This is a genomic window from Streptomyces sp. NPDC091377, assembly GCF_044757045.1.
Taxonomy (GTDB): Bacteria; Actinomycetota; Actinomycetes; order Streptomycetales; family Streptomycetaceae; genus Streptomyces.
Genome location: NZ_JBIVUE010000005.1, coordinates 19,619 through 43,912, shown reverse-complemented (window position 1 = coordinate 43,912; position 24,294 = coordinate 19,619). Strand labels below are relative to the sequence as shown.

20 protein-coding genes are annotated in these 24,294 nt (G+C 73.5%); 3 read left to right on the top strand and 17 right to left on the bottom strand.

The features are described 5' to 3' along the window. Positions 1 to 27: 27 nt before the first annotated feature. Together ACIQNG_RS12690 and ACIQNG_RS12685 are read right to left on the bottom strand one after the other, a co-directional pair. Entirely contained in the window at positions 28 to 1,008 is a 981-nt protein-coding gene (locus ACIQNG_RS12690) for an SGNH/GDSL hydrolase family protein (RefSeq protein ID WP_401484510.1), read from the bottom strand. Between the two features lie 32 nt (positions 1,009 to 1,040). After that, positions 1,041 to 2,087 carry a zinc-binding alcohol dehydrogenase family protein gene (locus ACIQNG_RS12685; protein ID WP_401485087.1) on the bottom strand — a complete coding sequence of 349 codons (1,047 nt, stop codon included), beginning with the start codon at positions 2,085 to 2,087 and terminating at the stop codon, positions 1,041 to 1,043. 230 nt (positions 2,088 to 2,317) lie between these two features. On the opposite strand from ACIQNG_RS12685, the gene ACIQNG_RS12680 reads away from it, so the two are divergent. Next, positions 2,318 to 2,998, top strand: a complete 681-nt coding sequence (locus tag ACIQNG_RS12680) for a ribonuclease H (protein WP_401484509.1) — start codon at positions 2,318 to 2,320, stop codon at positions 2,996 to 2,998. A 132-nt stretch (positions 2,999 to 3,130) separates the two neighbouring features. After that, on the top strand, positions 3,131 to 4,342 hold the full coding sequence (locus ACIQNG_RS12675; RefSeq protein WP_401485085.1) for an FAD-dependent monooxygenase: 1,212 nt from the start codon (positions 3,131 to 3,133) through the stop codon (positions 4,340 to 4,342). A 5-nt stretch (positions 4,343 to 4,347) separates the two neighbouring features. On the opposite strand, the gene ACIQNG_RS12670 is transcribed toward ACIQNG_RS12675, so the two are convergent. The 15 genes from ACIQNG_RS12670 to ACIQNG_RS12600 all read right to left on the bottom strand — a co-directional run bounded on the left by ACIQNG_RS12670 (position 4,348) and on the right by ACIQNG_RS12600 (position 23,085). After that, a complete protein-coding gene (locus ACIQNG_RS12670) occupies positions 4,348 to 5,397 on the bottom strand; it encodes a hypothetical protein (protein WP_401435461.1) in 1,050 nt (349 codons plus the stop codon). A gap of 105 nt (positions 5,398 to 5,502) precedes the next feature. Beyond that, the gene (locus ACIQNG_RS12665; protein ID WP_401485083.1) at positions 5,503 to 7,062 is read right to left on the bottom strand and encodes a serine/threonine-protein kinase; all 1,560 of its coding nucleotides are present in this window, start codon (positions 7,060 to 7,062) and stop codon (positions 5,503 to 5,505) included. A gap of 285 nt (positions 7,063 to 7,347) precedes the next feature. Beyond that, a complete protein-coding gene (locus ACIQNG_RS12660) occupies positions 7,348 to 8,307 on the bottom strand; it encodes a threonine/serine dehydratase (protein WP_401484507.1) in 960 nt (319 codons plus the stop codon). Positions 8,308 to 8,636: 329 nt separating this feature from the next. Then, complete coding sequence (locus tag ACIQNG_RS12655) at positions 8,637 to 9,317, bottom strand: AIM24 family protein (RefSeq protein WP_401435465.1); 681 nt, start codon at positions 9,315 to 9,317, stop codon at positions 8,637 to 8,639. Between the two features lie 130 nt (positions 9,318 to 9,447). After that, complete coding sequence (locus ACIQNG_RS12650; protein WP_401484505.1) at positions 9,448 to 10,830, bottom strand: CAP domain-containing protein; 1,383 nt, start codon at positions 10,828 to 10,830, stop codon at positions 9,448 to 9,450. A 111-nt stretch (positions 10,831 to 10,941) separates the two neighbouring features. After that, positions 10,942 to 13,983: an AAA family ATPase gene (locus tag ACIQNG_RS12645; protein WP_401484503.1), complete on the bottom strand. Its 3,042-nt coding sequence runs from the start codon at positions 13,981 to 13,983 to the stop codon at positions 10,942 to 10,944. Positions 13,984 to 14,214: 231 nt separating this feature from the next. After that, a complete protein-coding gene (locus tag ACIQNG_RS12640; protein ID WP_401484501.1) occupies positions 14,215 to 14,850 on the bottom strand; it encodes an HAD family hydrolase in 636 nt (211 codons plus the stop codon). A 141-nt stretch (positions 14,851 to 14,991) separates the two neighbouring features. Next, positions 14,992 to 16,446, bottom strand: coding sequence for an MFS transporter (locus tag ACIQNG_RS12635; protein ID WP_401484499.1), 1,455 nt, complete (start codon positions 16,444 to 16,446; stop codon positions 14,992 to 14,994). A gap of 94 nt (positions 16,447 to 16,540) precedes the next feature. Next, positions 16,541 to 16,987: an Rrf2 family transcriptional regulator gene (locus ACIQNG_RS12630; RefSeq protein ID WP_401435479.1), complete on the bottom strand. Its 447-nt coding sequence runs from the start codon at positions 16,985 to 16,987 to the stop codon at positions 16,541 to 16,543. Positions 16,988 to 17,077: 90 nt separating this feature from the next. Then, positions 17,078 to 18,364, bottom strand: a complete 1,287-nt coding sequence (locus ACIQNG_RS12625) for a hypothetical protein (protein ID WP_401484497.1) — start codon at positions 18,362 to 18,364, stop codon at positions 17,078 to 17,080. Positions 18,365 to 18,368: 4 nt separating this feature from the next. Beyond that, complete coding sequence (locus ACIQNG_RS12620; protein WP_401485081.1) at positions 18,369 to 18,758, bottom strand: chaplin family protein; 390 nt, start codon at positions 18,756 to 18,758, stop codon at positions 18,369 to 18,371. 170 nt (positions 18,759 to 18,928) lie between these two features. Further along, entirely contained in the window at positions 18,929 to 19,300 is a 372-nt protein-coding gene (locus ACIQNG_RS12615) for a cupin domain-containing protein (protein WP_401484495.1), read from the bottom strand. A gap of 260 nt (positions 19,301 to 19,560) precedes the next feature. Then, a complete protein-coding gene (locus tag ACIQNG_RS12610) occupies positions 19,561 to 19,914 on the bottom strand; it encodes a UBP-type zinc finger domain-containing protein (protein WP_401484494.1) in 354 nt (117 codons plus the stop codon). Further along, positions 19,911 to 21,362, bottom strand: coding sequence for an ATP-binding protein (locus ACIQNG_RS12605; RefSeq protein WP_401484492.1), 1,452 nt, complete (start codon positions 21,360 to 21,362; stop codon positions 19,911 to 19,913). The genes ACIQNG_RS12610 and ACIQNG_RS12605 overlap by 4 nt, the downstream gene beginning before the upstream one ends. A 46-nt stretch (positions 21,363 to 21,408) precedes the next feature. Next, entirely contained in the window at positions 21,409 to 23,085 is a 1,677-nt protein-coding gene (locus ACIQNG_RS12600) for an FAD-dependent oxidoreductase (RefSeq protein ID WP_401435492.1), read from the bottom strand. 305 nt (positions 23,086 to 23,390) lie between these two features. Here ACIQNG_RS12600 and ACIQNG_RS12595 point away from each other — a divergent pair, with 305 nt between their 5' ends. Beyond that, the gene (locus tag ACIQNG_RS12595; RefSeq protein ID WP_401435494.1) at positions 23,391 to 24,260 is read left to right on the top strand and encodes a universal stress protein; all 870 of its coding nucleotides are present in this window, start codon (positions 23,391 to 23,393) and stop codon (positions 24,258 to 24,260) included. Positions 24,261 to 24,294 lie beyond the last annotated feature (34 nt).

Below are 24,294 nucleotides of genomic sequence, written 5' to 3'. Positions count from 1 at the left end.
CCGGTGTCGAACGGATTTCGACGGCGGTCATCGCAGGGCGCCGACCGCCCGGGTGATCTCCCGGACCATGCGCAGGATGCCGGGCGAGCGCACCGGGCACGGTTTCGGCTCGGAGGTCGTGGGCGCGAGACAGAAGTGCAGATAGTCGTCCTCGCGATGGAGCGCGGTACGGCCGCGTGCCGGGTCCGTGCAGTGGCCGGGGCGGGTTCGCTCGTACGTCGTGCACGGCAGTTCCCGGACCCAGGTGTGACGGTCCCCGGCCGGGCTCACCACCCCGCCCGCGTCGGCCACGGCGTCCGACGCGGCGGCGGCCTGCTCCCGGTACAGCGCGTTGACCCTGCGGACTCGGTCGGGCGTGATCGGGTCCGGCCCTTGCAGCACCCAGACGACCGTCGGTCGCCGGTCACCGCCCGCCGCCGCGATCTGCCCGGTCAGTGCGCGCGCGTCGGAGGCGTACCGGTCGAAGTAGCGGGCGCGCGACGTGTCGTACGTGATTCCGTCCATGCACGGTGTGTAACCCCACGCGTTGCCCCAGAACTGGAGCACCACCACGTCCGGCCGCACCTCGCGCACCAGCGCGGCGGCCTTGTCCTCGTCCGGCACGAGCGACCGTTCGGCGGTGCCCTCCAGGTAGTCGCACAGGGTGGTGCCCGAGTACGGGGCCCCGGTGTACCGGGCCCCCAGCTCCCGCCGCAACTCCTCGCCCAGCACCTTCTGGTTCTCCATCGCGAGGGAGTCGCCGAGGTAGAGGACGGTGGGCGCCTTCCGGGAGGCCGACGCGGAAGGGGCCGCCGCGGGAGGTGCCGGTGAGGAAGAGGCCGATACGGAAGGAACCGGCGCGGCAGGGGCCGATGCGGAAAGGCCCGGTGAGCGGGAACCCGGGGAAGGGCTCGGCGCGTACGGCGTCGAGGTCGCCGATCCCGCGTCCCCCTCGGGATCCCCGCACGCCCCGAGCAGCAGCGCCCCGGCCAGCACCCCCACCGTCCAGCGCCCCCTCGTCCGACGCATCCGCCCCTCCTGCCCCGCCGGTGAAAAGGACCCTAGGCAAGCACAGCACGCGACGGTGCGGAAGAGGAGGGCCAGGCACCGTCGTTCACCAGCACCGCCGCCCCGTCGAACCGGCCCGCCTTGAGGTCCCGGAGGGCCTCCGGGGCGTTCGCCATCGGGTACCGGTGGGTCGTCGCCCGCACCCCGTGACGGGCCGCCAGCGCGAGGAACTCCCGGGCGTCCTCGCGGGTGTTGGACGTGACGCTGCGGATCTCCTTCTCGTAGAAGAGGTCGGTCTCGTAACGCAGTGGCGGGATGTCGGTCAGATGGATGCCCGCCACGGACAGGACGCCGCCGCGGTCCAGGGCGCGCAGGGCGACCGGGACCAGATCGCCGACCGGGGCGAACAGGACGGCGCTGTCGAGCGGCTCCGGCGGCGCCGTGTCCAGGTCGACCGCCGAGGCCGCGCCCAGATCCAGCGCGAGTCGGCGGGCCGCCTCACCCCGGGTCACCACATGCACCCGGGCGCCCCGCGCGAGGGCGACCTGGGCGCAGAGATGGGCGCTGCCGCCGAAACCGTACAGACCGAGCCGCCCGCCCGGTGGCAGTGCGGCCCGTTCGAGGGCGCGGTAGCCGATGATGCCCGCGCACAGCAGCGGCGCCGCCGCCACGTCGTCCAGGGTGTCCGGGAGCCGGTGCGCGAACGGCGCGGGGACCGTCGTGTACGGCGCGTACCCGCCGTCGGCGTCCCAGCCCGTGTAGCGCGAGTCCGGGCAGAGGTTCTCGGCACCGCGCCGGCAATACACGCAGGTGCCGTCGGTGTGCCGGAGCCAGGCCACCCCCACCCGCTCCCCGACGGACAGCCCCCGCGCGTCCGGACCCAGCGCGGCCACCTCGCCGACCACCTCGTGGCCGGGCGTGACACCCGGGCGGCGCACCGGCAGATCGCCCTCCGTCACATGCAGATCGGTACGGCACACCCCGCAGGCCCGCACCCGTACGAGCACCTCGTCCCCCGAGGGCTCCGGCACCGGCCGCTCGACCGTCCGCAGCGGCTCGCCCTCGACCGGCCCCGGTGCCACCACCGACCACGCCCGCATCGTCGCGTCCGTCATCGCGCCCTCCGTCGTCGCACCCCTCTCCCCATCTTGGAACAGAATGTCGATCGCGGCGCGCGGTCCGCCCCACGGTGACCGGCGTGAGCCACCGGAGCACCGAACGGACCACCCGCATCGCTGAGATGCCGGCCTCGACCGACGTCTCCTGAGCCGCTCCCGGCGCCGTCCGGGCCGGTCCCGGGCGCCCCGTCCGGCCATGGCATGATCGGCGTATGCGTGAACGAGTGGTGGCCGCGTGCGACGGGGCTTCGAAGGGAAACCCCGGACCGGCGGGCTGGGCCTGGGTCGTGGCCGACGGGACCGGGACCGTCCGTCGCTGGGAGGCCGGGCCGCTCGGCCGGGCCACCAACAACGTCGCCGAACTCACCGCCCTGGAGCGGCTCCTCACGGCGACCGACCCCGGCGTTCCGCTGGAGATCCGGATGGACTCCCAGTACGCCATGAAGGCCGTCACCACCTGGCTGCCCGGCTGGAAGCGCAACGGCTGGAAGACCTCCGGGGGCAAGCCGGTCGCCAACCAGGACCTCGTGGTGCGGATCGACGACCTGCTCGACGGCCGCACCGTCGAGTTCCGCTACGTCCCCGCCCACCAGGTCGACGGCGACCCCCTCAACGACTTCGCCGACCGGGCCGCCAGCCAGGCCGCCGTCGTCCAGGAACCCGCCGGCAGCGACCTCGGCTCCCCGGAACCGCCGCCCTCCCCCGACACCCCGCCGAGCGGTGCGCCGCGCCGCAAGTCGCCGCGCAAGAACGGCGGTTCGTCGTCCTCCCGCACCCTCAAGGCCAAGTTCCCCGGCCGCTGCCCCGTCTGCGGGCGCCCCTACGCCGCCGGGGAGCAGATCGCCAAGAACGACCAGGGCTGGGGCCACCCGGAGTGCCGCGCCGCGGGCTGATCGCACGGTGCGCCGCGGTCCGGCGCGCGACACCGGCCGACGCCCCGGCGCCCGTGTCAGACCGGACCGACACCCTTGACTTGCTACTCTGCGTTGTCAATCGAACGCACTGAGTGACTCCCAGGGGTGAGTGTGAAGGTCGTCTGCGTCGGCGGCGGACCCGCCGGCCTGTATCTCTCGATCCTGCTCAAGCGGCGGAACCCCGCCCACGACATCACCGTCCACGAGCGCGACCCGGAAGGCTCCACCTACGGCTGGGGCGTCACCTACTGGCACGGCATGCTCGACCGGCTCCACGCCTACGACCCCGAGTCCGCCCGCGCGATCGACGCCGGCTCCGTGCGCTGGAGCGACGGCATCGCCCACGTCCGCGGCCTCACCACCCGGCACAGCGGCGACCAGGCCCACGGCATCGGCCGCCACCGGCTGCTCGAACTCCTCGCCACCCGCGCCCGCGCACTCGGCGTCCAGGTGCGCTACGAGCGGGAGATCACCGCGGGGAACCTCCCGGACGCCGACCTCGTCGTGGCCGCCGACGGTGTGGGCAGCGCCCTGCGTACCCGGCACGCCGACGCCTTCGGCACCGACGTCCGCTCCGGCCGCAACCGTTACATCTGGCTCGGCACCACCCAGGTCTTCACCTCCTTCACCTTCGCCTTCGTGGAGACCGAGCACGGCTGGATCTGGTGCTACGGCTACGCGTTCGACGCCGGGCACAGCACCTGCGTGGTCGAGTGCGCCCCCGAGACCTGGACCGGCCTCGGCCTCGACCGCGCGAGCGAGGCCGAGGGGCTCGAACTGCTGGAGAAGCTCTTCGTGGACGTCCTCGAAGGCCACCGGCTGATCGGCCGCGCCGGCGCCGCCGGCGCCGCCCAGTGGCTCACCTTCCGCACCCTCACCAACCGCACCTGGTACCGCGACAACGTCGTCCTCCTCGGCGACGCCGCCCACACCACCCACTACTCCATCGGCGCGGGCACCACCCTCGCCCTGGAGGACGCCATGTGCCTCGCGGACGCCCTGCGCGACCACCCCGAACTCCCGCGGGCCCTCGCCCGCTACGAACACGAACGCAAGGCCGCACTCCTCCCGGTGCAGAGCGCGGCCCGCTACAGCGCCCAGTGGTACGAGAACCTGCCGCGCTACATCGGCCTGCCCCCCGAGCACATGTTCGCCCTGCTCGGCCAGCGCCACTCACCCCTGCTGCCCTACGTCCCGCCCCAGCTGTACTACCGGATCGACCGCGCGGCCGGACGCCTGGAGGCCCTGCGGCGCCTCAAGCGCTGGCTCGGCCCCCGGATCGCCCGTACCGTGCACGCCCGTTCCCTGTCCGCCCGCGACTGAGGCGCCTACGCCCGGTTCCCGCGCGCGCCGCGCAGCGAGGTCAGGCAGACCGTGATGGCCTCCTGGAGTTCCTCCAGCCGCGCCACCATGTCGTCCTCGTAGAAGTCCTCGGCGTCGGCGTCGTCGAAGGTCAGCTCCTCGAACACCTTCGTCACCTTCGACAGGCTGTTGTAGAAGTTCGTACGGCGCTCATTGACCCGCAGTTCGGGGTCGGCCTGCACGGTCTCCGCGACCATGTTCTTCATCGTGTCGTACGCCTCGGTGGCCCACTCGCCGGAGTCCTCGCCCTCGTCCAGCTCATCGATCAGCGACAGATGCCGCTCGGCCTCCTGCCGCACCTCCACCGGCGCGTCCACCGTCTGCCCGGCGGGTGTCTTGAACTGCCCCGACTCGGCGATCTGCCGCACATACCCGATCCGGTCCGCGGACCGGCTCTCGGTCGCCACCGCCTTCTTCAGATCGTCGGTGCGTACGACGTCACGCGCCAGCTCGGCCTGCAACTCGGGGTCCTCGCGCACCCGGTCGAGCAGGGCGCGGCGGGCGGCCTGCGCCGTGGAGGGGTCGGCGAGGATCGCGGCACGCAGCGCGCTCGGGTTCTCGGCGACCTCCAGCGCCTTCGTCGGACGGATGCCCTCGGCCTCCGCCGCCTCCACGATCGCGGTGCCGCGCTCGGACGTCGCGCTGTTCCGGGAGACGTAGTAGCCCAGCCACACGTCCGCGTCCGGCAACTCCACGTCCTGGCCCGGCTCCAGCGCCTCGAACTGCGGCACCATGCCGTCGTCGGCCGCCTTGTCCCACGCCTTGTAGTACCGCATGACCCGCTCGGGCGAGCAGCCGGCCAGCTCGGCGAACTCCTTCGCCGACACCTTCGCCGACCCCGTCGGCGTCTCGTCCGCGCCCTGTCCACCGGGACGGACACTGCGCGCCACCATCAGCGCGAAGGTCCAGCCTCCGGTGCGGGCGTAGACACCGAACTCGCGCGCGTCACGCGCCACCAGGTCGGACAGCGGCGCGGGGGCGGCGGACAGCTCGGACGGGGCGGTCGCTAGGGTCACGGACGACTCTCCTGAGGGATCGACGGTTCTGCGAAGGACGTGCAGACAGGCAGCCTATATGCACTCATTGACGCGGTTTGGCAGGCCGGGAGGGGGCTCGCGGTGTCAGAGGACCGGCGGCCGGAACGTGCGCAGCGCCGTGTCCAGCGCCTCGCGGTTGGCCCGGTCCCTCCAGTCCGCCGCCGGAGTGGTCCAGCGCAGCGAGTAGCCCAGCCCGGCACCAGCGGAGACACCCCGGCCGAAGGTACGCTCCCGGATCCCGTCGACGTCGGCCAGCCACTGGATGTCGGCGGCGGCGCGGCCCCGGTACGTCGTCGCCAGGATGCCGCCGAGCCTCCGGTAGCCGTCCGCGCGCTTCAGACCCGGCTCGACGTCGTCGCGCCAGACGGCGACCGGATCGGGGCCGACGCGCTTGCTGTAGGTCACGGTGAGCGTGCGCGGATCGCCCGGCGCGCCGAGCACCACCCGATAGGCCAGATCCGCCATCCGTTTGGTACCCAGCGCGGTCCAGCCGTCGGGGACGGCGAGGGAGAAGCCCTCCGGAGCGGTGAAGGTACGGAAGCCCGCGGGGAGACGGCCGGTGGGGGAGGGCGCGGCGGACGCCGAGGGCGGTGCCGGTGCCGGTGCCGGTGGCGCTGGTGGTGACGAGGGCGCCGGGGCCGAAGGGGACGCCCGGGGCGGCGCGGCGGGCGCCGTCGCCCCGACGCCCTCAGGGTCCCCCTGCCCCTTCGCGGCGACCAGGATGACCGCGACGGTGACCAGCGCGAGGACACCGCTGAGGACCGTCGTACGGCTGCCGCGCCGGGGACGGACGGGCAGCTCGTCGACGGCGGCGGGGCGTGGCCGTGGACCGGGCCCCTCGGGCGGAGCCGCGCCCGGAGCCGCGCTGAGCACCCGCAGCAGCGCCTCCCGGGTCACCCGACGGGTCAGCCGCTCACGGGAGTCCTTGCGCAGCAGGCCGTGCACGACCTGGGTGAGCGGGCCCGCCCGCAGCGGAGCGCGCAACGGCAGCCGGTCCACGCCCCGCAGGGTGACCTCGGGCCGGTCCTGGTCCCGGTCCCGGAACGGTGGACGCCCCTCGACCATCGTGTACAGCAGCGCGCCGAGCGCCCACAGATCGCAGGACGGGCCGATCCGCTCGTCCCGCGCCTGTTCCGGGGCGGCATACGACGGCGCCGTGAGCCGGGGGCCCAGGGTGGCGCCCGCCAGGCCGAAACCGCAGACCACGGCAGGGCCCTGGTCGGGCACGAGCACCTGGCCGGGGCTCAACTCGCCATGGGTGACGCCCGCACCGTGCGCCGCCTCCAGCACATCGAGCAGTTCGAGCCCGAGGCGCGCCGCCCGCTCCGGGGGCAACGGGCCGCTCTGCGCCAGGAGCGCGGTCAGCGGGGTGCCGCCGGGCCACGCGGTCACCGTCCACAGGGCGCCCGCCTCCTCGAAGGCGTCCACCGTCTCGGGCACCTGCCCGGGACACAACGCCCGCACGGCCTCGGACGTCCGCGTGACACGGCCGGTCGCCCGGTGCGCGGTGCCTCCGCCGCCGTCGGCGGGAAGGGCGATCCGGGTCAGCAGACACGGCCGGTCCGACCGCGCCTCCTCGCCGTACCAGGCGACGCGGTTCGTCTCGCGGTGCACCACCTCAAGCAACCGGTACCGCCCGGCCATCAGTTGTCGCTGGTCCTGTTGGTCCCGCCGGTCCTGTTGGTCCTGCCGGTCCTGCCGGTCCTGCCGCTCCCTCCGGTCCTGCTGATCCTGACAGTCCTGCCGGTCCCGCTGTTCTGCGTGCGCGGCGGCATGCGCCTCGGCCATGGTCATCCCTCGCTGAACCCCGTGCCCTCACCTTGCCCACTGGTACGCGAGCGGTGACGTCCGGTGCTCAACGGGAAGCACGATTCGGGGAACGGCTCCCGGACGACCTCCGACGTCCGTCGGCGGGGTGGGCGGGGGAGATCAGCGCAGACCGAAGCGGTCCGTCCAGTCGGCGATCTCGCGCGCTGTGGTGTTGCCCCCGCACACCACGAGCCCCAGCCGGGCGCCGTCGCCGACCTTCTCCAGGACCTGCCGGGCCGCGGGCAGCAGACACCCCGCGGCCGGTTCCGCCCACACCTTGGCGCGCTCGGCGAGGTCGAGACAGCCCCGTACGGCGTCCCGGTCCGGAACCACCAGCACCTCGTCGACCAGCGCGGCGACATGGTCGTACGTCAGTTGCGAGACCTCGGGCGCGCTCAGCGTGGTCACGATGGACGTCGGAGTGATCGGTACCGGGCCGCCCGCCTCCAGCGCGTCGTGCATCGACAGCGCGCCCTCGGTCTCCACCCCCCAGATCCGCAGACCGGGCCGCCGGGCCCGCAGCGCCGTCGCCACCCCGGCGATCAGCCCGCCGCCCCCGATGCTCACCAGCACATCGGTCAGCTCACCGGCGTCCTGGTCGAACTCCAGGCCCACCGTGCCCTGCCCCGCGATGACGATCGGGTCGTCGAAGGGGTGCACCAGGGTGAGGCCCTCGTCCCGCAGCCGCGCCACCAGCGCGAACGCCGACCCCATGTCCTCGGTGAGCCGCACCGAGGCCCCGGCGTCCCGGGCCAGCTCCACCGACCGGGCCGGCGCCGAACGGGGCATGACCACGGTCGCCTTCACATCGAGGGCGGCGGCCATGACCGCGAGCGCGATGCCGTGATTGCCGCCGCTGACCGCGACGACCCCGGCCGCCCGCTCGGCCCCGCTCAGCGACAGCAGCTTGGCCGTCGCGCCGCGCGCCTTGAACGAACCGGTGCGCTGGAGCAGCTCCAGCTTGGCCGTGACCGGAACTCCGAGCAGCGCCGACAGCCCGGGGCTCGGCACGGTGGGGGTCCGTACGACATGTCCGGCGATTCGCTCCGCCGCCGCTTCGATGTCCGAGAAGCCGATCAAGGTACTCACCCTTCCGGCGCGGTGGGCTGGAATCCGCGCTGTACCGAACCCTGACCCGAGGCAGGGGCGAGGGTCAACTGCGCAGGTCGGCGCCGATCCGGGGGAGAGTCGGCCCTGGCCCGGCGGGGCGGCCCGGGGCAGGGGCTCACGTGGTGTGGATCACGCCGATCACCGGGCCGGACGGGGCCGGACCGGATGGGGCCGAACCGAACCGGACCGGATGGGGCCGGACCGGACCGGACCGGATGGGGCCGGAGCGAACCGGACGGGCCGGACGGGGACCGGACCGGACGGGGACCGGATCAGACCCGCCGGCCCGAACCCCGGCCTCAGTGCTGCTGCGGCTTGGTCGCCGGAGCCTCGCTCGGCCGGACGATCACCTGGCCCTGTCCCTGGAACATCAGCTGCACCGCCTCACCGGAGCCTCCGCGCAGCATCGAGCCGACGGACTGGGAGCGGTGCAGCGAGGTCTGGAGGCCCGCGGTCCAGCCCACGATCGCGTCCGTGTCGACGTAGACCGGCCACTCGGGGGAGACGGGGATGACCAGCGGGCTGCCCTCGCACACCAGCCCCAGCCTGCCCTGGCCGGTGAACACACTGTTGAACAGCCCGCCCCCGGTGATGCCGGAACCCTTCACGGTGGCGATCCGGTACGACAGCGTGGCGTCGAAACACAGGACGTTGCGGCCGTTGACGGTGAACTCGTCACCCGGCTCGATCTCCACGATGAAGCAGTTCTGCGCCTCCTGCGCGAACCACGCCTCGCCCTGTCCGCGCACCGACATCAGCGGCAGTCCCTCGCCGGTGACGGCACGCTTCAGCATCCCGCCCACACCCCCCTGACCCTTGCGCTCGAACTGGAGGCCGCCGCGGTAGGCGACCATCGCGCCCTGCCGGGACAGCATCTCGCCGTTCACCACATATCTGATGCACTTCGCGTTCTCGACCGTCATGCCGGGCGCGGTGGCCGGCTGGACCATGTGCTCACTGGAAAAGAGATCACCCTTCATGGCGGCCATGGTGTCCCGGGTTCGGCCGTTCGGGCAAAACCCCCCGGCCGCGGGCGCGCCCCGAAGACCCTCCCCGCCCACGCACCGCGCGCCAGACCCCGCGACGCCGGGATGATCCGAACGACAGGCCCTACGCCCCGAAGACCTGCGTCCAGTACATGCCCGCCCGGCCGCCGCCCGCCAGACCTATGCCGATGTGGGTGAAGTCGGGCTTGAGGATGTTGGCCCGATGGCCGGGGCTGTTCATCCAGCCCGTCACCACCTCGGCCGCCGAGCGCTGGCCGCACGCGATGTTCTCCCCGATGGAACGGCGCCGGGCGCCCGCCGCCTCGGCCCGGTCCCAGGGCCGGCCGCCGTCCGGGGCGGTGTGGGAGTAGAAGTCGCGGCCCACCATGTCCGCGCTGTGCGCCTGCGCGGCGGCGGTGAGCGGCGGGTCCGGGGCCAGCGGACGCAGCCCCGCGGCGAGCCGCTCCCGGTTGGTCAGTCCGACGACCTCCGCCGCCGTACGCGCCAGCCCGGCCGGGGTGAAGGGGCGGGCCCACAGCGCCGTCCAGAAGACGTCACCGGTGCGGTTCCCCGTCGCGTGCCCCAGCCCCGCGTGGGTGTACGACGGGTCCTGGAGGCTCCGCCGGAGCTGTTCGTCGCGCTGGACGAAGGTGATGAACTCGGCCGGGGTGCGCGGCCCGGACACCAGATGCTCGGCGACGGTGAGATACGCGAACCCCGCCGTCACCACCCGCTGGTACACCGAGACACCGTCCCCGCCCTCCACCCCGAGCCGCCCGGCCGACGCCATCGCGGCGGCGTGCCCCCGCGCGGCCGACGACAGCCGGGCGTCCAGCGCCACCGGCGGGCAACCCACCTGCGCGCGGGAGGCGTTGACGAGCCCCGCGAAACCGTCCGCGTCGGCCGGGCCCGGGGGGACCGACGGCCGGGGCGGAACGGACGGAGGCACCGGCGGAGCGGTCGGCGCCGGAGGGACGGGCAGTGGTGAGCGCGGGGACGGGATGAACGGTGTCGTCGCCGGCGCCGCGTCCTCCACCACGTCGACCCCGAAGTCCCGGGCGAGACCGGCCAGTCCGTCGCCGTAGCCCTGCCCCAGGGCCCGTGCCTTCCAGGTGTCGCCGCGCCGGTAGATCTCCACCAGCAGCAGCACCGTCTCCTCGCGCGGGTGCGGCGGGGTGAAGCGGGCCAGGGTGCGGCCGGCCGGGCCGGTGATCCGGAGGGTGGGCGACGGCAGCCGGCCCAGGGGAGTGCCGGGGTCGGCCGGGCTGACGACCACGGTGACGCGGGTGGCGCCCGGACGCAGGGCGGCCGGGTCGACGGTCAGCGTGTCGCCCCGCAGTCGCGCGCCGGGTGCGGCCGGCTGGTTGAAGAACACGAAGTCGGCGTCCCCGCGCACCCTGCCGTCCTCGCCGGTGATCAGCGCCGACACATCGAACGGACCCGGCACGCGCACGGACAGCGGGCCGGCCGGGAGGGGCACATTGCCCCCGGGGACCAACTCGCCCATACCGCCGCCCCTGACCGGTCGCTCCGGGATCCGGCCGGGTCACCGACCGGATCTTTTCCGGACAACGCGTACGACGACGGCGGGGTTCCCGCCCGCCCGGACCGCCGGGGCTCAGTCGGAGGCGGCGGTGCGCTCGGGGCTGATCAACCCCCGCTGATAGGCGATCGCGACCGCCTCCGTGCGGCTCGCCGCGCCCAGCTTGCCGAGGATGTTGGAGACATGGACACTCGCCGTCTTGCCGCTGATGAAGAGCGCCTCGCCGATCTGCCGATTGCTGCGGCCGAGCGCGAGCAGCCGCAGCACATCCTGCTCACGAGGGGTGAGCGGGGACGGGTCGGCCTCGGCCGACGAGGTGCCCGCCGGGGCCGGGGCCAGGTCCGCGAGCCGGCCGCGCCGGATCAGCGCGTCCACCTGCCCCAGCAGGACCGTCGCCCCCAGCCGCGCCGCGGTCGCACGGGCCTCCCGCGCCCGGGCGCCCGCCTCTTCCCGGCGTTCGGCCACCAGCAGGGCCTCCGCCCACCGCACCTGGCAGCGGGCCCGTTCGTAGGCGTCGCCGTAGTCGAAGGCCGCGACCGCCTTCTCCCACAGCTCCGGGTCGGGGCCGGTGACCGTCCGCACCCAGTCGGCCTCCGCGCGGGCCAGCCACGCCATCCCCTCCGGGCCCTGGGGCACATCCTCCTCACCGTGCACGGCCGTCGTCCTCGCCAGCTCCACCAACTCGGCCGCCGTACGCGTCCACCGCTCGACACCGGCCGTGTCCCCCGCCAGCCGCAGCGCGGTGGCCCGGTCCGAGATCGCCGACAGGGCGAGGGCGGCGAGGCGCAGGGCGGCGTTGGGGGTGCCCGACTCGTCCGTCAGGGACTCCACGGCGGTCCGCATCCGCGTGACGGCCGCCTCCGCGTCACCGCGGTGCACCGCCGCGTCCGTGAGCGCGATCCCGGCGATCAGCTGCGCCATCCAGTCGTACGGCCCCTGGAGCAGCAGCCCGGCCGCCTCCTCGACGGCCTCGATCTCGCCGCGCGCGAGCCGGACGTAGAGCGCGGGCCCCACCGTGTACCCGCCCGCCGGGGGCAGCACCGCGGCACCCGTCTCCGCACTGCGCAGGCACTCGTCCCAGCGGCCCAGCGTGTACAGGACCAGTAGCTGGAGGTAGCGCATCTCCAACGGATAGGTGGAGGACAGCAGCCCCGCGCGCCGGGCGCGGTCCAGGCCCTCGGCCACCCACGGCAGGCTCTCCTCCAGATCACCCGACTCGAAGCAGCCGATCGCCAGATTGAACAGGGCCCGCATCTCCACGGCCGTGTTGCCCGCCGCGCGGGCCAGCTCACGGGCCGTCCCGAGCCGCTCCCGGCCCTCGGGGCCGCGCCGCCCGCCGTCCATGGCGGCCACCGAGATGATCAGGTCGGCGCGCGCGTCGTCCACCCCGAGCCGCTCGGCGAGGGGCAGCGCGCGCCGCGCCACCGCCATCGCCGTACGGGTGTCGCCCATCGTGCGGGCCACCAGCACATGGGTGGCCGCCGCCCACAGCCACGTCGGTGACGGCGGGTCCGCCGGGATCAGCTCCAACGCCTCGCTGCTGTAGGCCATGGCGGCCCGCAGACTGTCGATCCCGATCAGATTCCCGGCGTGCGTGTACCGGACCCGCGCGGCCAGCTCCGAGTCCGTGTCCTGCCCGATACCGGCCAGCGCGGACCGGGTGAGGGACACCGCGCGGTGCGCCTCCCCGGCGTGCGCGGCCGCCGCCGACGCGCGCAAGGTCAGCGCGATCTGCTCCACGCCCTCGCCCGAGGGCCGGGCCGTGGGATCCACCACCGACCACAGCTCCAGCGCGGCCTCCAGATGCCGCAGTTCCTCCGCGGGCGCCCCGACCCGCCGGGCATGGTCGGCCGCCTCCAGCGACGCGGTCAGCGCCTCCGGCAGATCGTGGCTCTCGCGGTAGTGGTGGGCGCGCTCCGCGGCGGTCTCCGCGGTGTGGCCCCGCGCGCCCAGCAGCCGGGCGAACGCGCCGTGCAGCCGGGAGCGTTCGCCCGGCAGCAGATCGGCGTAGACCGCTTCGCGCGCGAGGGCGTGCCGGAACGTGTACGTGTCGTCGTGGCCGGGCAGCAGGAGCTGCCGTCCGACGGCCTCCCGCAATGCCTCCTCCAGCGCGTCGTCCGGCAGCCCGACGGCCTCCCGCAGGGTCTCGTGCCCGACCCGGCGCCCGGCCACCGCCGCCGTGCGCAGCACCTGTTGCGCGGTGTCGGAGAGCTGCTCGAAACGGATCAGCAGGACGTCGGCCAGCCCGCTGGGCACCCCGCCGTCCCCGGTGCCGGTGGCGGCGAGCAACTCCTCCGCGTAGAAGGCGTTGCCCTCCGCGCGCTCCACGATCCGGCGCACGGTGGTCTCGGGCAGCGGGCCGTCCCGCAGCGCGCGCACCAGCGTGGCGACCTCGGCGTCCGGCATGGGCCGCAGTTCGAGCCGCTCCACCGAGGGCAGCCGCACCAACTCGGCGAGGAGCGGGCGCAGCGGATGACGGCGGTGCAGATCGTCCGCCCGGTACGACGCCACCACCGCGAGCCGGTGCGCGGGCGCGCCGCCCGCCGAGCGGTGCAGGATGCCCCGGCTGAGCAGGAACCGCAGCAGATCCCGGGACGACTGGTCGGCCCAGTGCAGATCCTCCAGGACCAGCAGCAGCGGCGTCCGCGCGGACAGCTCCGCCAGCAGCGCCGCCACCCCCTCGAACAGCCGCAGCCGCCCCCCGCCCGAGCGCGGGTCGCCGTCCCCGGCAGCCCCGGCGGTCCCGGTCTCTCCCGCGGCCCGGGCGTCCGCGCCGGTACCCAGCAGCCGCTCGGCGGCGGGGTGCGCCGCCAGTACGGGCGCGAACCGCTCGTCGGCCGCGAGCGCCCCGAGCATCTCGGTGAACGGGAGGTACGGCAGCCCGACGTCCCCGAGGTCGACGCAGTGCCCGGTCAGTACGGTCATCCCGTCCCGCGCGGCCCGTCCCGCGATCTCGTCCAGCAGCCGGGTCTTGCCCACCCCCGCGTCCCCGGCGACGAGGACGGCCCGCGCCTGCCCGCTCCGGGCACGCGCGAGCATCCCGGTCAACCGGGCAAGCTCCTCGTCCCGTCCGACGATCGGTACGGCGCTGAAAACGGTGTGCGACACAGGAGCCATCCTGCCATCGACCACCGACCGGCCACCCGCGCCGACGTCCTACGCGTCCCGCCGCAGGGCCGGCCAGCCGCCGAGCAGGGCGACGGCCGTCCACCCGAGGCCGGCCTGGGTCACCCCGAACGTGGCCCCGACGGTGACCACGGACACGGCGAGGGCGAGAGCGGCCTGGTGGAGGCCGCCCGATCCTGGCAGCCGGGAGCCCGATGAGCCCCGCCGACCGCGTCCCGGGCGTCAACGACCGGCTGTGATCAGTCGGCTCAGGGCGGGAACCACGCTGGTCAGGTCGCCGTCGTCCACGGTGACCGTCGCCGCCGCCCGCGCTCCCGGCGAGGCGTTGAACGCCACGCTCAGTGCGACGGAGGCGAACAGGGGCAGGTCGGACCGGCTGTCTCCGACGGCCGCGCACGAGTCGGGAGCCAATCCGAGCGCTCGGGCCTGGGCGAGGGCGAAGTCCCGTTTGTCGTACTCGTCGAAGTGGCGGGCGACCCGGCCTGTGAACCGGTTGCCGACGGTCTCCAGACGGGGTCCGCTGAGCGTGTGGAAGCCGAAGCGGTCGGTGAGGTAGCCGCCGACCGGCGACCAGGCGAGCGTCGCCAGTACCGGCACCAGCCTGTTCCGCCGGCACCAGCCCACGGTCTCCGCGATGCCGGTGACCAGGGGAAGGCCGTCGAGCAGGCCGAGGACGTGTTCCTCGCGCACACCCGCCCAGCCCTCCGCGTCCAGCTCGGAGACCTGACGGTTGTCCAGGTCACCGGAGGCGTACGCGTCCTCGGCCCTGGCCAACTCGTCCCGATGGCTGAGGAATCCGGCGAGGAAGACGGACGAACTCGTGCCCGGGACGAGGGTGCCGTCGACATCGAAGAACACGCACCCCACTGGACCGGATGAGAACACCGGCCCAGGATGTCACCCTCACCCCGGACCCGGATCACCGGGACCCCGGATCACTGGGACCCGGGATCACTGGGACCCGGGATCACTGGGACCCGGGATCACTGGGACCCGGGATCACCGGGGCCCCGCATCGCTCGTCTCTCGGGTCCGCGCGCCCGTGGGCCTCTCCGCCGGGCGCAACCGTGCCGCGACGAACAGCAGGAGGACGACGATCCCGGTCATGGCCAGGAAGACATCGGAGTAGGCGGCGCCGTCGTGCCCCGAGAAGAAGGGGTTGATGGCGCCGCTGTCGCCCTGCTGCCGCGCGGAGGCCAGTACACCGAACACGGCGGGGCCGGTACCGGCCCCGAGGAACTGGGCTCCCTGGAGGATCCCGATGCCGGAGCCGGCCTGTTCCGCGGGCAACCCGCCCGCCACCGCGCCGACGACGGTGGTGATCACGAGGACGAAGCCGACGCTGAGCCCGAGGACCCCGGCACCGGCGGGGATCACCGAGGAGCCATCGGTGAGGGTCGAGAGCAGCAGCGAGGACAGTCCGACGAGAACCAGCCCGACGAACACCGTGGCACGGGTGCCGACCCGGTCGGCGAGCCGGCCCATCAAGGGCGAGAGGAGCGCGACGGACACCCCGGCGGGAATCATGACCAGTGCGCCCTCTCCCGGGGTGAGCCCGTTGACCTCGACCACCAGGAGCGGGACGAACACCAGCCCCCCGAGGTTGACGACCATGGCCAGGAACGCGATGAGGAGGCTGTTCCGGTAGGCCCGGTCGGCGAACAGCGCCGGCGGAACGAACGGCTGATCGACGCGGGCGGTGCGCCACCCGAAGAGCGCGAGGGCCGACACGGCGACCACCAGGCTGCCCCAGGACAGGGGCGTGGAGAAGCCGGAGACCTGGGCCTGGGTCATGCCGAAGAGGACCAGGCCCGCGCCGGCGCCGAGGAGGATGCCACCGGGAAGGTCGAGTCGTCCCTGGCCGGCCGGAACCTCGTCGGGAAGGACGCGCAGGGCCGCGGGAAGCAGCAGCAGCGAGAGGACGAGCACGCTCCAGAAGAGGGCGGGCCAGCCGAACAGTTCGCCGACCACTCCGCCCACCGCCGGTCCGGCCGCGGTACCGATGCCCGAACCCGCGGAGAGGACGCCGATGCCGACGGCGCGCCGGTTCGCGGGCAGCAGCCGTGTGACGGCGATGACCGACAGGACGGGGATCGCGGCGGCGCCGACGCCCGTCAGGATCCGCCCGGCCACCAGGACGACCAGCGTCGGGGAGAGGGCGCAGACCAGGTTTCCGGCGGCGTAGGTCAGCAGGGCGAAGGCGAAGAGGCGCCGCAGGCTCACCCGGTCGGAGAGACGGCCGTAGAGCGGGATCCCGACCGAGAACACCAGCAGGAAACCGGTGACGACCCAGGCGAGTTCGGCCTCGGAGGCGCCGAACTCCGTACCGATCTCCGGCAGCATCAGCACGACCATGTCGCTGGCGGCGACCGTGGCGATGACGGCTGCCATCAGCACGGCCAGTAAGGCCGTTCCTGAGCGGGTCGGTGCGGGCGCGGTCGACGTGGAAGTCATTCGGTGCTTCCCTCCAGGCAGCATACTGCCACCATCGTAGTTACATTTTTGGGCTGAAAAAATGACGGAGGAACGCGCCTCCGCCATCGGCAGGTCAGTGATCCCGCTGTGCGGTCTCCCGCTCGCCGGCGAACATCCGCTGGACCAGGTGGGCGATCGTCGTCCGCCCGAGCCGTTCCTCCATGGCCTTCTCCGCCGCCAGGAACTCCACTTCGAGCAGGGCTTGCATATGGCGCCCGACCTCGCATTCGGGGCTCGGGGGATGGGGGAGGCGCGCCAGGACCGGCCCCGTCTCGACGGCGACGTAGGCGTCGTGGAGGGTGATGTCACGTGGGGGGAGGCGGAGCGACCAGCCGCCGTTGCGGCCCTCGGTGGACCGGACGAGCCCGGCGTCCCGCAGACGGCCGAGGATCCGCCGGACCAGGACCGGATTGCTCGCCAGGCTCTCCGCGATCCGCGCGGAGGTCAGCGAGTCGCCGTCCCAGCGCGCCAGCATGGTGAGCGCGTGGATCGCCACCGCGGTCCTGCTGCTGATGCTCACCGAGCCCCCTCCCGCGCCGCCTCCCCGACGAGCGAACTGCAATCAAGCTAGTGACAGTTCAAGGGGTGTGTCAATCACGGCAGGGCCCGCTCACCGGGCCGCGGGGCGGGCGGTGAGGAGGAGGTCCTCGTAGGTGTGGTGGTGGCGGGTGGTGGTGCGGTGGTGGAGCAGGGCCGCGGCGCGAGCGGGTTCGCCCGCGTCCACGAGGGCACGCGCGAGGGTGTCCTGGATGATCTCGCGCTCCACGCGCACTCCGCCGACCCCCTCCGTCTTCTCTCCCATGGCGTCCAGGAGATCCACGGCCCTGCGGGGCCGGCCCGCGGTGAGGTGCGCCAGCGCGCGGACCACCGGGGCGAGCACCTCCCGGTACTCGGGGCGGTCGTCGTCGGCCGCCCGGCGGGCGAGGAGGTCCAGTTCGTCGGTCGCGGCCTCCACGGCGAGGGCGAGGGCCAGGTTGAAGGTGTGGAAGACCTCCGCCATCCCGCCCGGCGCCGCCAGCAGTTCCCGTAGCTGTGCCGGGTCGCTCCGGCCGGCGGGTTCCTGCCCGACCAGGAGCAGACGCCAGTTGGTGGCGGCGCGCATGCCGACGTCCGAGTCCGCCAGTGCGGTGTCCGCCCGGCGGCGCGCCTCCTGGAAGTCACCGCAGGCGACGGACTGAAGAGCGGCGTGCCAGTTCAGGTGCCGCAGTGGGATGGCCTGGGGATCCGCCGCGAGCCAGCGGTCGAGGAAGTCGACGGACGCGGGACCGGTCCCGAGTTCGTGCTCGGCGTGGGCGAGGGCGTGGGCGGCCACCCCCGATCGGGGGTGGAGGGTCAGCGCCCGCTCGGCCAGGGCGTGGGCCTCCCGGACCCGGCCCTGCTCCGCCCGGGTCGCGGCCAGCCAGCCCGTCCACGGCCAGCTGTCCGGGCCGGCCAGCGCCGACTGGCGCTCCACCAGGGCCTCACCGTGGGCGCGGTAGGCGAGATCCCCGCTGGTGGCGAAGGCGTCCAGCAGGAGCCCCGCCAGTTCGTCGGCGGGCCAGCGGGCGAAGTGGGCCACCAGATGATCGGCCGTCATCCGGTACTGCCGGTGGGTACGGAGGAACACCCCGTACACCAGGCTCGCCTGGCGCTCGCCCGCGGAGAGCGCGTCGCGGTGCGCGATCGCCAACTGCTGCTTGAGCGTGCGGTCGTCGAGCCGGTCACCGGTCGCGAGCAGCAGCAGCGCCCGTGCCACACCGCTGCCCGGCTCGGCGGCCACCCACTCCCGCAGCAGCGGAAGCGCCCGCCCGCTCAGCGAGAGCAACTCGGTCACCGCCCGCTCCGGGGGCGGTGCGCCCTTCGGGGTCACCATCGTCGCCGAACGGCCGGACGGTTCCCGCTCCTGCTCGGACGTCACCTCGTCACACAATGGCCGGGATCAGGACAGTGCAGACGATGCCGCTGTTGCCGTAGTGATTGCGCGGCAGATCCAGGGGCAGTCCGGCCCGGTTGCCGCTCGCCACCCCGCTCCCGGCGACCGTGGCGCCCTCGGCGCGGGCGCCGCCCTGGTTGACGCAGGTGTTGCCGAACGTCGCGTTCCCGATGCCGATGATGTTCGCCTCGGCGGCCCCCGCCGGGATCAGGGCGGCACCCGCCACCGCGCCGAGCACGGCGACCCTCGCGCCCGTACGTCCCGAACCGCCGCCGCGCCGCTCCACGCCCATGTGCTTCTCCTCGCTGTCTTCGGGACCCGGGTCGGTCCCGGTCGCCGAGATCGACCCCGCCCGGACCGGGCGGGGCGACCGCAACACGATCAACGAGAGAACGTGGCCCGCGACACGTGACCCGTGCGGGAGCGAGTGAGGGTTCACCTGGTGACACGGCTTTCAGCGGCGCGTACGCCCCCGATGGCCGGGCGGGCGGGGTCCCACCGGTGACCGGCCGCGACGCGGTGGTCACCGGTCTCCCCGCTGCGACGGCCCTACGACCGTCCGCCGCCGGGCCTGGCGTACTCGTTCGCCATGGAGCCGGCGAAGTCGTAGACCACGCACTGGTCGTCACCGACCACCCACGCGTCGTGGCCGGGGGACAGGACGAAGACGTCGCCGGGGCCGACCTCGCCCTCGGCGCCGTCGTCGGTACGCACCCGCATCCGGCCCTGGACGACGTACCCGTTGTGGTGGATCTGGCAGGTGGCGGTGCCCGCGAGCGAGGCCAGCGACTCCGTCCAGCGCCAGCCGGGCTCGAAGGTGGCGATGGCGAAATCCAGTCCCGTGAGGTGGACGGTCTCCAGGTGGCCGCGGGGGAAGTCCCGCCGCTCGTCCGGCTTGTCGAGCGTCTTGGTCTCGAACATGACGCTCCTCCTTTCCGGCCGCGCTCACTGCGGTGCGGCCGGGGCCGGTCTCCGTCTCCCGCTCACCCGCCGCGAGCGGCGTCGGCGGGGCCGGGCCCCTCGGTTCCATCCTCCGCCCGTCGGTACGGCGCCCGCCAACGGAAGCGGCCCGCCAACGGAAGCGGCCCGCCAACGGAAGCAGTCCGCCCACGGAAGCGGCCCGTCCGGTAGCGGCCCGTCCACCCCCGGTCACCCGCTGGGACGGCCTTCCGGCGCCGCTCCTACCGGTTCAGGCTCTTCACCCAGTCCTCGGGCACCCGCCCCGCCGGACCCGGGGTCGGCTGGGTCGCCGGGTGGTGCTCCGGGGGCGCCAGATCGGGGCCGGACTCGAACAGCTCGGACGTCTCGTAGCTCCAGAACCACGCCTCGCCCGGCTCGTAGCTGCGCACGATCGGATGCCCGGTCGCCTTGAAGTGCGCCGTCGCGTGCTGCGCGGGCGAGGAGTCGCAGCAGCCGACATGCCCGCACTGCGCGCATCTGCGCAGATGGAACCACCAACCGCCGACCTCGTCGCACTCCACACAGCCGGCGCCGCTGGGCGGCACCTCGGGTGCCACACCGTCGATGCTGCTCATTCCGACTCCTCCGGTGTCTCGTCGCTCTGCTCGTCGGTCAGGGGCAGCAGCACCCGGAACCGGGTGTCGCCGGGCACCGACTCGACCAGCAGGCTGCCGTGGTGTTTGTTGACCACGATCCGCCAGGAGATGTCGAGCCCGAGCCCGGTGCCCTCGCCCACCGGTTTGGTGGTGAAGAACGGGTCGAAGATACGGTCGCGGATCTCCGGCGGCACGCCCGGCCCGGAGTCCTGGAACTCCACGAGCAGCCGGTCGCCCTCCAGCGCGGTCCGCACGGTCAGCGTGCCCCGGCCGTCCATCGCGGAGACCGCGTTGTCGATGAGGTTCGTCCAGACCTGGTTCAGCTCCGCCGGGTAGGCGGGCACCTTCGGGAGCGTCCGGTCGTACTCCTTGACGACCTCGACATGCTGGCCGATCTTCCCGCCGAGCATCACCAGGGTGCTGTCGAGGAGTTCATGGACATCGGCCATGCGGTAGGGCGCCCGGTCGAGCTGGGAGTACTGCTTGGCCGCGTCGACCAGATGGGAGATCCGGTTCGTGGAGTCCTCGATCTCGCACATCAGCAGTTCGGTCTCGACCGTGTAGTTGAGCCAGCCGATGGCGCCGGGGAGGATCTCCGGGTCCACGGCGGCGGCCACCTGGTCGAGCCAGTCGGTGTCCAGGCCGGCCTGCACGAACGTCGGCGCGAGCTGCCAGCCGTCGCTGATGTCGTGGCCGTCGAGCCAGTCGGTGATCTCGTCCTCGCGGTCCGTGGCCTCCAGCGGGGTCAGCGTGGTCGCCTTCGCGACCCGTTCCGCCGTGCGCTCCTGGATCTCCATCAGATCGGTCAGCGCCTCACGTGTGTACGGCCCGGCGGCGATGACGGCCAGCTTGTGCCGCATCTTCGCCACCCGCTCCCGCAGCGTGGAGGTGGCGCGCACCGCCGCCGCCGCGGGGTTGTTCAGCTCGTGGGTGAGCCCGGCCGACAGCGAGCCGAGCGCCAGCAGCCGCTCGCGCTGCCCTATCACCCGCTGGCTGTTCTTCGACCCGAAGAACAGTCCCTCCAGCAGATGCACCGCCATCGGGAACCACTCGCGCATCACGTTCGCGAACGTGTCGGCGGGCAGCACGAAGAAGCGGGTCGGCTCCGTCACCCGCATCGAGTTGTTGTAGACCTGCTCGACCCGGTCGCCGATGTACGCCTGCATCGCGCCGGTGTACACCCCGGGCTGCGAGGTGCGGACCACCTCCACGTCGTCGCCGCCCACCTTGCGCGACAGCACGACCGTGCCCTCGATCATCACGAAGAAACAGGTCGCCGGGGCGCCCTCGGCGTAGATCGGCCCCGGCTCGAACAGATCCACCCGGCCCTCGCTGCACAGCCGTCCGAGCTGCTCGGGGGTGAGCTTCTCGAACAGGAACAGCTTGCCGATCTCCTGCGGACTGCACGGCATCGGCCGGGCATTCATGACCGCTCCCGACGGATGACGACCGTACTCGACGGCTCTCGCTCGCTCATGACTGCTCCAGATAACGGTGGACCAGCATCACGGCCATGGCTCCCTCTCCTACGGCGGACGCGACGCGCTTCGCGGACTCGGCCCGGGCGTCGCCCGCCACGAACACGCCGGGAATGTTGGTCTCCAGGTGGTACGGCGGCCGGTCCAGCTCCCAGTCGGCCGGCGGGCGGCCGTCCGCCGTGAGGTCCGGCCCGGCGAGGATGAACCCGCGCTCGTCGCGCAGCACCGTGCCGTCCAGCCAGTCGGTCAGCGGGGCCGCGCCGATGAACACGAACAGCCACTGCGCGTCCACGAGTTCGGTGTCCCCGGTGGCCACGTCCCGCAGCGTCAGCCGCTCCAGCTCGTCCGAGCCCTGCGCCGACTCCACGACCGTGCCGCACCGCACCGAGATGTTGGGCGCCTCGTTGACCTGCTGGATCAGATAGTGCGACATCGACGCCGACAGATCCTCGCCACGCACCAGCAGTGTCACCGACTTGGCGCCGCGGGCGAGATACATCGCGGCCTGGCCCGCCGAGTTGGCGCCGCCCACGATGTACACATCATGGCCCTGGCAGGCCGCCGCCTCGGTCAGCGCCGACCCGTAGAACACCCCGCAGCCCGTCAGATCGTCCAGGCCGGGCGCCCGCAACTGCCGGTACGACACCCCGGTCGCCAGGATCACGCTGTGCGCGGCGATCGCCGAGCCGTCGGCGAACCGCACCGTGCGCGCCGCCCCGTTGACCTCCAGGCCGGTCACCTCCCGGGCGGTGAGGATCTCCGCGCCGAACTTCGCCGCCTGCCGTCGCGCCCGGTCGGTGAGCTGGCCCCCGGACACCCCGTCGGGGAAGCCCAGATAGTTCTCGATCCGCGAACTCTGGCCCGCCTGGCCACCGGTGGCCGACCGCTCCACCAGCAGCGTCCGCAGGCCCTCCGACGCCCCGTACACCGCCGAGCCGAGCCCCGCGGGCCCGCCGCCGATGACGACGAGGTCGTAGAAGTCGGACGCCGGGGTGGTGGCCAGCCCCACCTGCGCGGCCAGCTCCGGGGCCTCCGGCTCGACCATCGTCGTACCGTCCGGAGTGATCACCAGCGGCAGCCGCCGCCCGTCCACGCCCGCCGCGGCCAGCAGCCGCTGCCCCTCCGGCTCGTCCGCCGAGTACCAGCGGTACGGCACCTGGTTGCGGGCCAGGAACTCCCGCACGTCCGAGGAGCGCGCCGAGAAGCGGTGGCCGACCACCTTGGTGCTGGGCACCGGACGGTAGTCGCTCGACCGCCACGCCTGGAGCAGATCGTCCAGGACCGGGTACAGCTTCTCTTCCGGCGGGTCCCACGGCTTGAGCAGATAGTGGTCCAGATCGACCACGTTGATCGCGTCGATCGCCGCGTTGGTGTCCGCGTACGCGGTCAGCAGCACCCGGCGCGCGCCCGGATACACGTCGAGGGCCTGCTCCAGGAACTCGATGCCGTTCATCTGCGGCATCCGGTAGTCTGCGAGGATCACCGCCACCAGATCACCGCGGAGCTTCAGCTCCCGCAGTGCTTCGAGCGCCGAATCGCCGGACTCCGCCCGCACGATCCGGTACGACTCGCCGTAGCGCCGTCGGAGATCACGCGCGACGGCGCGCGAGACCCCCGGATCGTCGTCGACGGTCATGATGACGGTCCTGGCCGTGTCGGCGGCCTCTGCCATACGTCTCCCACCCCGAGCGGATCGGATCCACGGCACGGCGACACCCGGCCGACCGCACCGCATCCTGTTCATCGTATGTTCCCCTGTCCTGCTCCGCTCGGGGTGCGAACGCGCCCGCCGCCCCGCCGAACAGGCCCGGACACACGGACGGTGACCGGTCGGACACGGCGGGCGCCGGAAGTCCGTGGCCCAGCGTCACCGGAACGGGGCCGCCGATCGCCGGGCGCTCCCCGTGCGAGGTCATGAAGTCGGCGTGGTGAAGACTGGGACTTACGGATGTGACCACGACAGAAGGAGGCGGCGGGATGACGCGCCCGGTCACGGCAGGGGTCGACGGATCGGACGAGAGCCTGGCAGCGCTTGCCTGGGCCGCACGGGAAGCCGTCCGGTACGGGCTGCCGCTGCGGGTGGTGCACGCCTGGCGGCACGAGGAGCAGGCGGCCGTCGACGGCGACCACGCCGCGCAGGAGCGCTGGGCCCGCGAGGCGGCCGAGACCGCGGTCCGCATCGCCACCGCGCGCCATCCCGGTCTGGAGGTGACGACCGAGACCACCGAGGGCGATCCGGCCGACCTCCTCGCCGCCGTGACGGCGGACTCCGAGATGCTGGTGCTGGGCTCGCGCGGCCACGGCCAGGTGGTGGGCTTCCTGCTCGGCTCCGTCGGCCAGCAGGTGATCGCCGAGGCGGCGCGGCCCGTCGTCCTGGTCCGCGCGGACGACAAGCCGTCGACGGAGGTCGCCGGGCATGAGATCGTGGTCGGCCAGGAGGGCGAGCCCGAGGACAGCGCCGCCGTGCTGGAGTTCGCGTTCCGCACCGCCGCCGCGCGCGGGGCGAGCGTCCGCGCGGTCCGGGCCTGGGCCCTGCCGTCGGTCTACTCCTACAACCCGGCCTCCATGAAGCTGCTGGACGAGGCCGGCGGGCCCGAGCCCTACGAGAAGCGGGCCCTCGCCGAGGCCCTGCGCCCGGTGCGCGAGCGCTACGCCGGCGTCCATGTGATCGAGCACGTGGAGATGGGCAGCGCGGGGCAGGTGCTGCTGTCGGTGGCGCGCGACGCGCAGCTCATGGTGGTCGGCCGCCGCGCCCGCCGTACCGCCGTCGGTGCCCGGATCGGCTCGGTGGCCCACGGAGTGCTGCACCACGCGCAGTGCCCGGTGGCGGTGGTGCCCCCGGCGTGAGCCGGTACCGCCCGGCGACGGAGGCACGAGCCGT

What these genes read in the sequence shown, in the direction of transcription:
- ACIQNG_RS12680 (WP_401484509.1), top strand. Translation starts at nt 2,318, where the DNA reads ATGCGTGAACGAGTGGTGGCCGCGTGCGACGGGGCTTCGAAGGGAAAC.
- ACIQNG_RS12610 (WP_401484494.1), bottom strand. Translation starts at nt 19,914, where the DNA reads ATGAGCAGCATCGACGGTGTGGCACCCGAGGTGCCGCCCAGCGGCGCC.
- ACIQNG_RS12615 (WP_401484495.1), bottom strand. Translation starts at nt 19,300, where the DNA reads ATGTTCGAGACCAAGACGCTCGACAAGCCGGACGAGCGGCGGGACTTC.
- ACIQNG_RS12645 (WP_401484503.1), bottom strand. Translation starts at nt 13,983, where the DNA reads ATGGCTCCTGTGTCGCACACCGTTTTCAGCGCCGTACCGATCGTCGGA.
- ACIQNG_RS12655 (WP_401435465.1), bottom strand. Translation starts at nt 9,317, where the DNA reads ATGAAGGGTGATCTCTTTTCCAGTGAGCACATGGTCCAGCCGGCCACC.
- ACIQNG_RS12690 (WP_401484510.1), bottom strand. Translation starts at nt 1,008, where the DNA reads ATGCGTCGGACGAGGGGGCGCTGGACGGTGGGGGTGCTGGCCGGGGCG.
- ACIQNG_RS12685 (WP_401485087.1), bottom strand. Translation starts at nt 2,087, where the DNA reads ATGCGGGCGTGGTCGGTGGTGGCACCGGGGCCGGTCGAGGGCGAGCCG.
- ACIQNG_RS12650 (WP_401484505.1), bottom strand. Translation starts at nt 10,830, where the DNA reads ATGGGCGAGTTGGTCCCCGGGGGCAATGTGCCCCTCCCGGCCGGCCCG.
- ACIQNG_RS12665 (WP_401485083.1), bottom strand. Translation starts at nt 7,062, where the DNA reads ATGGCCGGGCGGTACCGGTTGCTTGAGGTGGTGCACCGCGAGACGAAC.
- ACIQNG_RS12600 (WP_401435492.1), bottom strand. Translation starts at nt 23,085, where the DNA reads ATGGCAGAGGCCGCCGACACGGCCAGGACCGTCATCATGACCGTCGAC.
- ACIQNG_RS12635 (WP_401484499.1), bottom strand. Translation starts at nt 16,446, where the DNA reads ATGACTTCCACGTCGACCGCGCCCGCACCGACCCGCTCAGGAACGGCC.
- ACIQNG_RS12595 (WP_401435494.1), top strand. Translation starts at nt 23,391, where the DNA reads ATGACGCGCCCGGTCACGGCAGGGGTCGACGGATCGGACGAGAGCCTG.
- ACIQNG_RS12605 (WP_401484492.1), bottom strand. Translation starts at nt 21,362, where the DNA reads ATGAATGCCCGGCCGATGCCGTGCAGTCCGCAGGAGATCGGCAAGCTG.